This window comes from Stenotrophomonas sp. 62841_Sma, from assembly GCF_056482945.1.
Genome location: NZ_CM151224.1, coordinates 3,157,223 through 3,169,959, shown reverse-complemented (window position 1 = coordinate 3,169,959; position 12,737 = coordinate 3,157,223). Strand labels below are relative to the sequence as shown.

7 protein-coding genes are annotated in these 12,737 nt (G+C 66.3%); 6 read left to right on the top strand and 1 reads right to left on the bottom strand.

Annotated features, from left to right (window positions below; genetic code table 11):
* Positions 1–18: 18 nt before the first annotated feature.
* Genes ACZK5G_RS14870 through ACZK5G_RS14845 form a run of 6 tightly spaced genes read left to right on the top strand, consistent with a single transcriptional unit; the run spans position 19 to position 8,733 of the window.
* A complete protein-coding gene (locus ACZK5G_RS14870; protein ID WP_032129772.1) occupies positions 19–1,623 on the top strand; it encodes a glucoamylase family protein in 1,605 nt (534 codons plus the stop codon).
* 4 nt (positions 1,624–1,627) lie between these two features.
* Positions 1,628–2,968 (top strand): sugar ABC transporter substrate-binding protein, encoded by a 1,341-nt coding sequence (locus ACZK5G_RS14865; RefSeq protein WP_478463918.1) that lies wholly within the window; start codon positions 1,628–1,630, stop codon positions 2,966–2,968.
* Positions 2,965–3,846: a carbohydrate ABC transporter permease gene (locus tag ACZK5G_RS14860; RefSeq protein ID WP_032129770.1), complete on the top strand. Its 882-nt coding sequence runs from the start codon at positions 2,965–2,967 to the stop codon at positions 3,844–3,846. Before ACZK5G_RS14865 ends, ACZK5G_RS14860 begins: the two co-directional genes overlap by 4 nt.
* A complete protein-coding gene (locus tag ACZK5G_RS14855) occupies positions 3,843–4,679 on the top strand; it encodes a carbohydrate ABC transporter permease (protein WP_006378064.1) in 837 nt (278 codons plus the stop codon). The genes ACZK5G_RS14860 and ACZK5G_RS14855 overlap by 4 nt, the downstream gene beginning before the upstream one ends.
* Positions 4,676–7,843, top strand: a complete 3,168-nt coding sequence (locus tag ACZK5G_RS14850) for a discoidin domain-containing protein (RefSeq protein WP_478463917.1) — start codon at positions 4,676–4,678, stop codon at positions 7,841–7,843. Before ACZK5G_RS14855 ends, ACZK5G_RS14850 begins: the two co-directional genes overlap by 4 nt.
* Before the next feature lie 2 nt (positions 7,844–7,845).
* Positions 7,846–8,733, top strand: a complete 888-nt coding sequence (locus ACZK5G_RS14845; RefSeq protein WP_478463915.1) for an endonuclease/exonuclease/phosphatase family protein — start codon at positions 7,846–7,848, stop codon at positions 8,731–8,733.
* A gap of 545 nt (positions 8,734–9,278) precedes the next feature.
* Here the strand turns inward: ACZK5G_RS14845 and ACZK5G_RS14840 are convergent.
* On the bottom strand, positions 9,279–12,563 hold the full coding sequence (locus ACZK5G_RS14840) for an Rne/Rng family ribonuclease (RefSeq protein ID WP_478463914.1): 3,285 nt from the start codon (positions 12,561–12,563) through the stop codon (positions 9,279–9,281).
* Positions 12,564–12,737: the final 174 nt, after the last annotated feature.

Below are 12,737 nucleotides of genomic sequence, written 5' to 3'. Positions count from 1 at the left end.
CACCGGAGAAATCGCGCCATGCAGGCACGCCATCTGTTGTCCGCCGCAGCGTTGAGCCTGGCCGTGGCCGCCTGCCAGCCGGCCCAGCAGGAACCTGCCAAGCCGCGGCCGCCGGTGATCCTGATCGAGGCCGACGCACCGCCGCGGCCGATGAAGCCGGTGCTGCCGCCGTTGTTCGATGACATCGAGCGCCGTACCTTCCAGTTCTTCTGGGATACCACCAACGAGATCAACGGCCTGACCCCGGACCGCTATCCGTCGCGACCGTTCGCCAGCATCGCCTCGGTCGGCTTCGCGCTGACCGCCTATCCGATCGGCATCGAGAACGGCTGGGTCAGCCGCAACCAGGCGATCGACCGCACCCTGACTACGCTGAAGTTCTTCCGCGACGTGCCGATGGGGCCGCAGCGCACCGGCAAGGCCGGCTACAAGGGCTTCTACTACCACTTCCTGGACATGCAGGAAGGGCGTCGCTACGACAGCTGGGTTGAACTGTCCTCGGTGGATACCGCGCTGTTGATGATGGGCGTGCTGTTCGCCCAGTCGTACTACGACGGTGACGATCCGCGCGAGAAGGAGATCCGCCAGATCGCCGACACGTTGTACAAGAAGGTCGACTGGCCGTGGCTGCAGCAGCGTGCGCCGCTGATCTCGATGGGCTGGTTCCCGGAGAGCGGCTTCATCGACCACGACTGGATGGGCTACAACGAGGCGATGATGGTCTACATCCTCGCCCTGGGTTCGCCGACGCACCCGGTCAGCCCGGATGCGTGGACAGTGTGGACGCGCACCTACGACAACGACTGGGGCGTCTACCAGGGCCAGGAATACCTGTCCTTCGGCCCGCTGTTCGGCCACCAGTACAGCCATGTCTGGATCGACTTCCGCGATATCCAGGACGCGTACATGCGCGAGCGCGGCAGCACCTACTTCCTCAACAGCCGCTCGGCTGCGCTGGCCCAGCGCGAGTACGCCATCGCCAACCCGATGCAGTGGAAGGACTATGGCGAGAACGTATGGGGCCTGACCGCCAGCGACGGCCCGCAGAACACCACCCAGGAGTACCGCGGCGAGCAGCGTCAGTTCCGCCACTACTCCTCGCGCGGCGCCGGCCTGCGCGAGAACTTCGATGACGGCACCATCGCCCCCACCGCCGCGATCGCCTCGGTGGTGTTCGCGCCCGAGCAGGTGATCCCGGCCACGCTGGAAATGCACAAGCGCTACGGCGACTACATCTATTCCAGCTACGGTTTCCTCGATTCGTTCAACCCCAGCTTCAACTACGACATCCCGATCAAGACCGGTCGCCTGGTGCCGGATCGCGGCTGGGTCGCCAGCGATTACATCGCCATCGACCAGGGCCCGATCCTGACCATGATCGCCAACTACCGCGATGACTTCGTCTGGGAAGTGATGAAGAAGAACCCGTACATCCGCAAGGGCCTGGAACGGGCCGGGTTCAGCGGTGGCTGGCTGGCACCGGAAGGTTCGTTCCAGCCGCTGGAACTGCAGAAAGACGAAAAGGCCGCGGCGGCACGCGCGGTGGGTATCGCCGAATCACGCGCGGCTGCCGCGCAGGAACAGAAGAACAATGCCAACCGCAATACAGGCCAGGGCAAGTAACCCGATGCCGAACTGGATCGACCGCCTGCGCCGCTGGGCGCTGCCTGCCTTGGCCGTGTTGGCCGTGGCCGGCTGCGCCCGTACCGAACCGGGCCCCACCACCGTGCGCTTCTGGGCGATGGGCCGCGAAGCCGAGGTGGTCAGCGAGCTGATCCATGAATTCGAGGCCGAGAATCCGGGCATCAAGGTGGATGTGCAGAACATCCCGTGGACGGCCGCGCACGAGAAGCTGCTGACCGCGTTCGCCGCCGACGGCCTGCCGGACGTGTGCCAGCTGGGCAACACCTGGGTGCCGGAGTTCGCCGAACTGGACGCGCTGACGCCGCTGCAGCCGTTCGTGCAGCGTTCGTCCGTGGTCGACCCGAAGGACTATTTCCAGGGCATCTGGGATACCAATGTGATCCACGGCGAACTGGTAGGCGTGCCGTGGTATGTCGATACCCGCCTGATCTACTACCGCAAGGACCTGCTGGCCAAGGCCGGCTACGACCACCCGCCGCGCACCTGGCAGGAGTGGGACGAGCAGATGGCGGCGATCAAGCGCATGCAGGGCCCGAACCGCTATGCGGTGCTGATGCCGATCAACGAGTTCGAGCAGCAGCTTTCGCTGGCACTGCAGCAGCCTGATCCGTTGCTGCGCGATGACGACACCCGCGGCAATTTCGCCAGCCCGGGCTTCCGTCGCACGCTGGCCTTCTATGCCAACATGTTCGAGCAGGGCTGGGCGCCGAAGATGTCCGAGACGCAGATCTCCAACGTCTGGGATGAGTTCTTCCGCGGCTTCAACGTGTTCTACATTTCCGGCCCGTGGAACATCCGCGAGTTCAAGAAGCTGCAGCCGAAGGAACTGGAAGGGCAGTGGGGTACGGCCGCGCTGCCGGGTCCGGACGGCCCGGGCGCCGGTATTGCCGGTGGTACCAGCCTGGTGATCTTCCGCAAATCGCAGCAGAAGGAGGCGTCGTGGAAGCTGATCGAGTTCCTGTCGCGACCCGAAATCCAGGCGCGCTTCCATTCGATCATCGGCGACCTGCCGCCGCGCCGCAGTACCTGGAACGCGCCGTCGCTGGCCAACGATCCGCTGGCCGCTGCGTTCCGTGACCAGCTGGAGCGGGTCAAGCCGACGCCGAAGGTGCTTGAGTGGGAGCGCATCGTGCAGGAAATGCGCATCGTCACCGAGAAGGTGGTGCGTGGTGGCCTGGCGCAGGACAAGGCCGTGGAAGAGCTGGACCAGCGCGTGGACAAGGTGTTGGCCAAGCGCCGCTGGATGCATGAACAACAACGCCTGCAGCAGCGCGTGCCGTCGCCGCAATCGAGCAGTGCCGTGGCCGCCGGGAGCGCGCAATGAAACGTACCTCGCTTGCCGGCTGGGTTTTCGCCGGTCCCTCGCTGATCGTGCTGGGCATGTTCTTCGGCCTGCCGGTCGCCTCGGCGCTGGCGCTGAGCGTGACCGATTTCGACCTGTATGCCTTGGCCGACAGCAGCAACCTGCGCTTCGTCGGCCTCGGCAACTACATCGATCTGCTGCAGACGCCGATGTTCTGGAAGTCGCTGTGGAACACCACCTACTTCGTGTTGATCGGCGTGCCGTTGTCGATCGGCGTGTCGCTGGGCGCAGCGATGCTGCTGAATGCACCTGCCGCGCGTTTCAAGGCGCTGTTCCGCACCGCGCTGTTCGCGCCGGTGGTGACCACACTGGTGGCAGTGGCGGTGATCTGGCGCTACCTGTTCCATACCAGCTACGGCCTGGTGAACTACGGCCTGGGCCACCTGGGCATCAGCCCGATCGACTGGCTGGGTGATCCCAACTGGGCGATGCCGACCATCATGCTGTTCGCAGTGTGGAAGAACTTCGGCTACAACATGGTGATCTTCCTGGCCGGCCTGCAGGCCATCCCGCATGACCTGTACGAGGCCGCCCGCATCGACGGTGCCTCGCGCTGGAAGCAGTTCCTGCACATCACCCTGCCGATGCTCGGCCCGGTGCTGCTGGTGGTCGGCGTGATCACCGTGTCCGGCTACTTCCAGCTGTTCGCCGAACCGTATGTGATGACCCGCGGCGACCCACTGCAGAGCACCGTCAGCGTGCTGTATTTCATGTTCGAGGAAGGCTTCAAGTGGTGGAACCTGGGACGCGCCTCCGCGGTGGCGTTCCTGCTGTTCCTGATCATCCTGGCGGTGACCACCGTGATGCTGCGTTTCGGCCGCAAGAGGCAGTTGGTATGAGTCGTGAAATCGGCCAGTCGCGCTGGTACCCGTGGTTGATCAATGGTGCGTTGCTGGTGCTGGCCCTGGTCAGCCTGGCACCGCTGCTGTGGATGCTCTCGGTTTCGTTCATGCCACAGGGCGAGGCGACCCATTTCCCGCCGCCGCTGCTGCCGTCCAGCATCACCACGCGCAACTACCATGAGTTGTTCGCGCGCACCGGCATGGGCGGCAACTTCGCCAACAGCCTGCTGGTGTCGGTCGGCATCACCCTGGGTTCGCTGCTGCTCAACACCATGGCCGGCTATGCCTTCGCCAAGCTGAACTTCGTCGGCCGCGAGCGCCTGTTCCAGGTGCTGATGGCGGCGCTGGTGATTCCGGCCCAGGTGGCGATGCTGCCGCTGTTCCTGCTGATGAAGCAGCTCGGTCTGGTCAACAGTTTCGGCGGCGTGATCGTGCCGGCGCTGGCCAGCGTGTTCGGCATCTTCCTGGTGCGCCAGTACGCGCGTTCCATTCCGGACGAACTGCTGGAAGCGGCCCGCATCGACGGGGCAGGGGAGCTGCGGATCTTCTTCCAGATCGTGCTGCCGATGCTCAAGCCGGTGCTGGTGACCCTGGCGATCTTCACCTTCATGGGCGCATGGAACGATTTCATGTGGCCGTTGATCGTGTTGACCGACCAGGAGCACTACACTTTGCCGGTGGCGCTGGCCACCCTCTCGCGCGAGCACATCATGGACGTGGAAATGATGATGGCCGGCGCGGTGGTCACCGTGGTCCCGGTGCTGGCGCTGTTCCTGGTGCTGCAGCGGTACTACATCCAAGGTCTGTTGCTGGGGAGCGTCAAAGGATGAAGCGAGCGATCGCCGTTGGACTGGGCCTGTTGTGGACCTCCCTGGCGATCGCCGCACCACCGGCGCTGCCGGCACCGAAGGTGCTGGACGACTTCGACGACATCGCAGCCTGGAAGCTGGTGCTGTCCGACCAGGTCAGCGGTTCGCTGCGACCGGTCAGCGGCGCCGGTGGTGGCCGCGCGCTGTGCCTGGACTATGACTTCCACGATGTCTCCGGTTACGTCGGCATCCGCCGCGCGCTGAACATCGACTACCCGGTCAATTACCGTTTCGGTTTCCAGCTGCGCGGTGATTCACCGGGCAACGACCTGCAGTTCAAGCTGATCGATGCCAGCGGAGACAACGTCTGGTGGGTCAATCGTCCCGGCTACAGTTTCCCCAAGGCGTGGACGCCGGTCGAGTATCGCCGTCGCCAGATCGACAAGGCGTGGGGGCCGTCGCCCGAGAAAGAGATGGCACGCAGCGCTGCGGTCGAGTTCACGATCTACAGCAAGGTCGGCGGCCGCGGCACAGTGTGCTTCGACAAGCTGACCCTGCAGGGCCTGCCAGCCCAGGATGACTCGGCGCTGGTGCCGTCGGTGATCGCCGATACCGCCACCGCGCTGCAGGACCGCATGATCGACGGCAAGAGCGATACGTTCTGGATCAGCGGTGGCGTCAAGCAGCAGACCATCAGCCTGGACCTGCACAAGAGCCGCGAGATCGGTGGTGCGGTGATCGACTGGCTGCCGAACCTGGAAGCCCGCCGCTACACCGTGCGCACCTCCGAGGATGGCCGCGACTGGCGCACCGTGCGCGAAGTCACCAGTGGTGCCGGTGGCCGCGACTGGCTGGCGCTGCCGGACACCGATGCGCGCTACGTGCGCTTCGATCTGCAGGACGGCCCGAACTGGCGCTACGGCATCCGCGACATCGCGCTCAAGCCGCTGGCCTTTGCTTCCACCCCGAACGCATTCCTGTCCTCGGTCGCCGCCGACCTGCCACGCGGCTCGCTGCCTCGTGCCTATGTGGGCGAGCAGCCGTACTGGACCCTGCTCGGCCTTGATGGTGGCCAGGAACAGGCATTGATCAGTGAGGATGGCGCACTGGAGCCGGCCAAGGGCAGCTTCAGCATCGAGCCGTTCATCCGCCTCGATGGCAAGCTGCTGGACTGGTCGAAGGTGGCCATCACCCAGTCGCTGCAGGATCACTACCTGCCGATCGCCAACGTCGACTGGGTGCATGAGAAGGTCGGCCTGGCAGTGACCAGCTTCGTGCAGGGTACGCCGGAGCGCGCGCAGCTGATCGGCCGCTACCGCCTGAGCAATCCGGACAAGGTCGCGCACGAGTACACCCTGGCGCTGGCGATCCGCCCGTGGCAGGTCAACCCGCCCACCCAGTTCCTCAACACCGTCGGTGGTTTCAGCCGCATCGATGCACTGGATGTGGGTGAGCAGCTGGTGCGGGTCAACGGTGAGCCGCGCATCTACCCGCTGCAGGTGCCGGACGCGCGCTTTGCCAGTACGTTCGACGGCAAGCTTGATGCGATGCATCTGGAAAGCGGCACGTACCCGGCGACCACAGCGGTGAAGGACAGCACCGGCATGGCGTCGGGTGCGCTGATGTACACGATCAAGCTGGAGCCCGGCCAGAGCCGTGAAGTGGCGGTGGTGCTGCCACAGACCGGTGGCTGGGCACCGCAGGCGCTGGACGTGGCCAAGGCGCAGGCGCAGGTGGCCCAGCTGTGGCGCAAGAAGCTGGGCGTGGTCTCGCTGCAGGTGCCGGCTGCGGGCCAGGCGCTGGTGGATACCCTGCGCACCGCGGTCGCGCACATGCTGATCTCGCGCGTCGGCCCACGCCTGCAGCCGGGCACGCGTTCGTATGCGCGCAGCTGGATCCGCGATGGCGCGATGATTTCCGAGGGCCTGCTGCGCATGGGCCGCAGTGATGCGGTGCGCGACTACATCAACTGGTATGCGCCGTATCAGTTCGAGAACGGCAAGGTGCCGTGCTGCGTCGATGCCCGCGGCAGCGACCCGGTGCCGGAGAACGACAGCCATGGCGAGTTGATCTACAGCATCGCCGAGTACGGGCGCTACACCGGCGACAGCACTTTCACCGAGCTGATGTGGCCGCATGTGCAGGGCGCCTACGGCTACATGGAGCAGCTGCGCGCCAGCGAGCGCACCGAGGAGAACCGCGCACGCAACCCGGCCTTCTACGGCATGATGCCGGCCTCGATCAGCCACGAAGGCTATTCGGCCAAGCCGATGCACTCGTACTGGGACAACTTCTGGGCACTGCGCGGCTACAAGGACGCAGCCCTGCTGGCGACCCAGCTGGGCAAGGTCGAGGCGATGCAGATCGCCGAGTCGCGCGACCAGTTCCGGGATGATCTGCAGGCCTCGCTGCTGTCGGCGATGCAGCAGCACAACATCGACTACCTGCCGGGCTCGGCCGAGCTGGGTGACTTCGACGCGACGTCGACGACCATCGCGCTGGCCCCGGGCGGCGAACAGGGCAGGTTGCCGCAGCAGGCGCTGGAGGCGACCTTCGAACGCTACTGGAACGAGTTCGTTTCCCGTCGCGACGGCAAGCGCGAGTGGAAGGACTACACCCCGTACGAGTGGCGCAACGTGGCCGCGTTTGTGCGCCTGGGCTGGCGCGATCGCGCTTGGCAGGCCACCGAGTTCTTCTTCAAGGACCGCGCACCGCAGGCCTGGAACCAGTGGGCCGAAGTGGTTTCGCGCACGCCGCGCAGGCCGTTCTTCGTCGGTGACCTGCCGCATGCCTGGGTGGCCTCGGACTTCGTGCGCTCGGCCTTGGACATGTTCGCCTACAACCGCGACATGGACGAGTCACTGGTGCTGGCCGCCGGCGTACCGACCGCGTGGCTGCAGGGCGAGGGCATCGCCGTGCAAGGCCTGCGCACGCCGCAGGGCCAGCTCAACTACCGCCTGCAGCGCAGCGACAAGCAGCTGGTGCTGGAGGTGCAGCCGGGCCTGGTGCCACCGGTGGGAGGCGTGGTGTTGCCGTGGCCATACGCCGGTGATCCGGGCGAGGCGAGTATCAACGGCGAAGCAGCCGAGTGGGTCAACAAGGAACTGCACGTGCACCAGCTGCCGGCGCGGGTTGAGATCGACATACCGAGCGCAGTGCGCCGCGCCGAGCGCAAGGGGCAGTAACGATGAAGCAACAGGGGGCAAGGGTGCGCACGTCGGTGCGTGCCCTGGGGCTGGCAATTGCATTGGCAGTGCCGGGCGCGGTGATGGCGGCCGAGCCGGCTGCCGCGAACGTGGCGCCCGACGTTGCCAGCGCAGCGGGTATGAGCATGGTCACCTTCAACCTGCATCATGACCGCGAAGACTGGCCGAGCCGGCGCCGCACCATCCTGGCCGAGCTCAAGCGCCTGCAGCCGGATGCGGTTGCCCTGCAGGAGGTGATCCAGCGCCGCAACGTGCGAAACCAGGCGCAATGGCTGGCCAGCCAACTCGGCTACAAGTACGTGTTCGTGTCCACCGATCCGGTCGGGGCACCCAAGCGCTACGGCAATGCGCTGCTGACCCGGCGGCCGATCCTCGCCCGTGGTGATCATCTGCTGCTGCCGTTGGACGACTACCGCACCGTGGCTCACCTGCGCATCGACGTCGACGGCACGCCGGTGAACGTCTACGCCACGCATCTGAACGAGCGCGGCGATGAGAGTGGGCAGCGCATCCGTCGCACCCAGGTCGAGGACCTGCTGCGCTTCATCACCACGACGTCGGCCGGTGCGCCGGTGGTGATCGCGGGCGACTTCAATGCGCTGGTGGATGCCGGCGACCTGAGCGAGCTGCGCAGCCTCTACGGCGACAGCTACGGCAGCGTGCACGTCAATACCGACCTGTCCGGGGTCAGTACGCTCAACCGCCACTATTACCAGGCGCCGTCGCGGATCGACCACATCTTCTTCCAGCAGGACGAGATGGTCGCGCGCGAGGCGAAGCTGCTGTTCGACCAGCCCGATGACAGCGGACGCTGGGCCTCGGACCACTACGGCGTGTGGACCCGCCTGCAGTTCGCACCGAAACCCTGACGGAGCAGGCTCCGGTAGGTGCCAACCTTGGTTGGCACGGACGTGTCCGCGTGCACTGAATCAACGGCGCCAACCAAGGTTGGCCTCTACCAAAGCAGTGACCGTGCGCGGGATGTGCGCTGGTTGGCCTCCACCAAAGCAGTGACCGTGGACGGGGTGTGCCCTGGTGGGTGCCAACCTTGGTTGGCACGGACGTGTCTGCGTGCACTGAATCAACGGCGCCAACCAAGGTTGGCTTCTACCAAAGCAGTGACCGTGCGCGGGGTGTGCCCTGGTGGGTGCCAACCTTGGTTGGCACGGACGTGTCCGCGTGCACTGAATCAACGGCGCCAACCAAGGTTGGCCTCCACCAAAGCAGTGACCGTGTGCGGGGTGTGCCCTGGTAGGTGCCAACCTTGGTTGGCACGAACGTGTCTGCGTGCACTGAATCAACGGCGCCAACCAAGGTTGGCCTCTACCAAAGCGAAGCCAGCGCCAAACGCACACACAAAAACGGCGGGGATCATTGATCCCCGCCGTTTCGTTTTCACGCGATCAAGGAGCGATCAGTTCGCCGGCGGCGTGCGCTTGGCGGCCTCTTCGTCTTCTTCATCGGTCTTGGCTTCTGCGGCCTGGGCCGCAGCGTCGGCATGGCCATCGGCGACCGGGTCGATCGACGGCGTCACCACCGCTTCGGCGACCGGGGCAGCGGCCTCGATCGGCGCGGCTTCCACCGCCACCGGAGCGACCGGCTGTTCGGCGGCCACGACGGGCTCGACGACCGGCTTGGCTTCAACCACCGGCGTGGCCTCAACGGCCACCGGCTTGGCTTCAACCACCGGCGCGGCCTCAACGGCCACCGGCTTGGCTTCAACCACCGGCGCGGCCTCAACGGCCACCGGCTTGGCTTCAACCACCGGCGCAGCCTCGACCGCCGCCGGCTTCGCTTCGATCACCGGAGCGGCTTCAACCACCGGGGCGGCTTCAACCGCGACCGGCTTTGCTTCGGTCACCGGCGCGGCAGCGGCTACCGGCTGGGCCGGGGTCGCGGCGTCGATGGCATCGAGCATGCTGGTCTGCACCGGCGAGGACACCGCTTCGGTCTTCGCAGCAGCTTCGACCGGGGCCTGCACTTCAGCCACGACCGGGGCGGCGGCTTCGACCACAGCGCTGCTCACCACGGCAACCGGTGCGGCGGCAACAGCGGCGGCAGCACGGACCGGCTTTGCGGCGTCGGCAGCGGCCGGTTCGGCTTCGTCATCGAAGTCGAACTCCGGCTGCGAACGGGCCGGCTGCGCAGCAGCGACCGGCGCAGTGCCGGCAGTGCTGTCGACGCTCGGCTCGGCGCCGTCGGCGTCGTCACCGTCGTCACCATCGTCCTGGTCATCGCCCAGAGCGTCGCTGCCGGCGGCGTTCTCGGCGCCACCGCGACGACGGCGACGGCCACCGCGACGGCCGCGACGACGGCGGGTCGCGCCTTCGCCGGTCTGCTCGCCATTGGCGTCGGTTGCAGCCTCTTCACCGGCAACCGCAACCACCTCGGTCTCGCTGGCGGCGTTGGCAGTGGTGTCGACCGGTGCTGCGGCTTCGGCCGGAGCGGCGGCCACCGGCGCAACCGGTGCGGTCGCTTCCTGCGCGGTCACCGTATTGGCGGCGACCGCCGTGGCGGCCACGGCTGCAGCCGCGGTCACGGCTTCGGCCGGTGCTTCGGCGGCGTTGCGCTGCGGCTTCTCGGCCGGCTTGTCACCGTCCTGCTGCGGGCGCGGCTGCTTCGGCTGCTTCAGCTTCGGCTGCTGCGGGTTCTGGCCCTGCTGCTCGTTGCGCGGCTTGTTCTGCTGCTGCGGCTGGTGCTGGCCATCCTTCTGCTGCGGCTCCTTCTGCTTGCCCTGCTGCGGCTGCTGCTGGGCATTGCCGTTGTTACCGTTGCGGCCGTCCTTGCTGCGCTGCTCACCGCGCTCCTTGCGGTTGCCGCCGTCCTTCTGCTGCTGCGCGTTGCCGTTGCCGCCGTTGCCACGGTTGTCGTCGCGACGGTCCTTGCGGTCCTTGTTGCGATCCTTGTTGCGGTCCTTGCGGCCGCCGTCCTGCTGCTGGCGGGCGACCGGAGCCGCCGGTGCCGGTGCCGGCGCCGGTTCGCCACCGAACACGCGCTTGAGCCAACCGATCACGCCGCCGCTCGGGGCCGCTGCAACCGGCGCTGCCACGACCGGGGCCGGTGCCGCTGCGGCCGGCTCCACTTCCTCGCGCACCGGAGCGGGGGAGGTGTGCTTGACCTGGGTCACCGCCGGCGGCGGGATGTTCAACTGGCCCTTGGTCAGGGCGTGCACCGGCAGCTTGCGCGGGGTGCCGCGCTGGTAGCTGGGCTTGTTGCTCTCTTCACCCAGCTCGTTCTCACGCAGGCGGGTGACGGTGTAGTGCGGGGTGTGCAGCTGCTCGTCGGCGACGATCACGATCGGCGCCTCGTGGCGCTGCTCGATCTCACGCAGGGCGCTGCGCTTTTCGTTCAACAGGTAGTTGGCGATCTCCACCGGGGCCTGCACCAGCACCTGCCCGGTGTTCTCCTTCATCGCATGCTCTTCGGCGACGCGGATGATCGACAGCGACAGCGACTCGACGCTGCGCATGCGGCCGTGGCCGTCGCAACGCGGGCAGACGATCTGGCTGGACTCGCCCAGGCTCGGGCGCAGGCGCTGGCGGCTCATTTCCAACAGGCCGAAGCGCGAGATGCGGCCGACCTGCACGCGCGCACGGTCGTACTTCAGCGCGTTGGCCAGGCGGTTCTCGACCTCACGCTGGTGCTTGTTGGAGGCCATGTCGATGAAATCGATCACCACCAGGCCGCCCAGGTCACGCAGGCGCAGCTGGCGGGCCACTTCCTCGGCCGCTTCCAGGTTGGTCTGGAAGGCGGTGTCCTCGATGTCGCTGCCCTTGGTGGCGCGCGAGGAGTTCACGTCGACGGCGGTCAGCGCTTCGGTCTGGTCGACCACGATCGAGCCGCCCGACGGCAGGCGCACGTTGCGCTCGTAGGCGCCTTCGATCTGCGATTCGATCTGGAAGCGGTTGAACAGCGGGATGTCGTCCTTGTAATGCTTGAGCTTGCGCAGGGTCTGCGGCATCACCTGCTGCATGAACTCGCGGGCGTGCTCGTACATCTCCTCGGTGTCCACCAGGATCTCGCCGATGTCGGCGCGCAGGTAGTCACGCAGGGCGCGCACGATCAGGCGCGATTCCTGGTAGATCAGGAACGGGGCCGGCTTGCTCAATGCGGCTTCGGCGATGGCGCGCCAGACGTTGAGCAGGTAATCCAGATCCCACTGCAGCTCTTCCGCATCGCGGCCGACGCCGGCGGTACGGATGATCACGCCCATGTCGTCGGGGATGTTCAGCTTGTCCAGGGCGTCCTTCAGGGCGGCCCGGTCTTCGCCCTCGATGCGACGGGAGACACCGCCGGCGCTGGGCGAGTTCGGCATCAGCACCATGTAACGGCCGGCCAGCGAGATGAACGTGGTCAGGGCGGCGCCCTTGTTGCCACGCTCTTCCTTGTCGACCTGGACAACGATCTCCTGGCCTTCCTTCAGCAGTTCGCGGATGCCGGCCTTGTTGTGGTCGACACCGGCCTGGAAGTAATCGCGGGAGATTTCCTTCAGCGGCAGGAAGCCATGGCGGCCGCCACCGTATTCAACGAAGGCCGCTTCCAGCGAGGGCTCGATGCGGAAGATCCGGCCCTTGTAGATGTTGGACTTCTTCTGTTCCTTCGACGGCTGCTCGATGTCGATGTCATACAACGACTGGCCATCCACGATGGCAACACGCAGCTCTTCAGCCTGCGTGGCGTTGATCAGCATTCGCTTCATTGTTGCGTTCCTCGCAAGCGGCTACCGCGCGGAACGCCATGGGGTTTCGCCTCTGGACACGGTTCGCCGCCCATTCGCGCAAGCGCGGGGAGGGCGGCTTGGGTTTCCAGCGCTACGACACCACGGCAGGCCGCGGGAGCGCTTCACTCTTATGGGTTTTGGGGTGTTACAGGC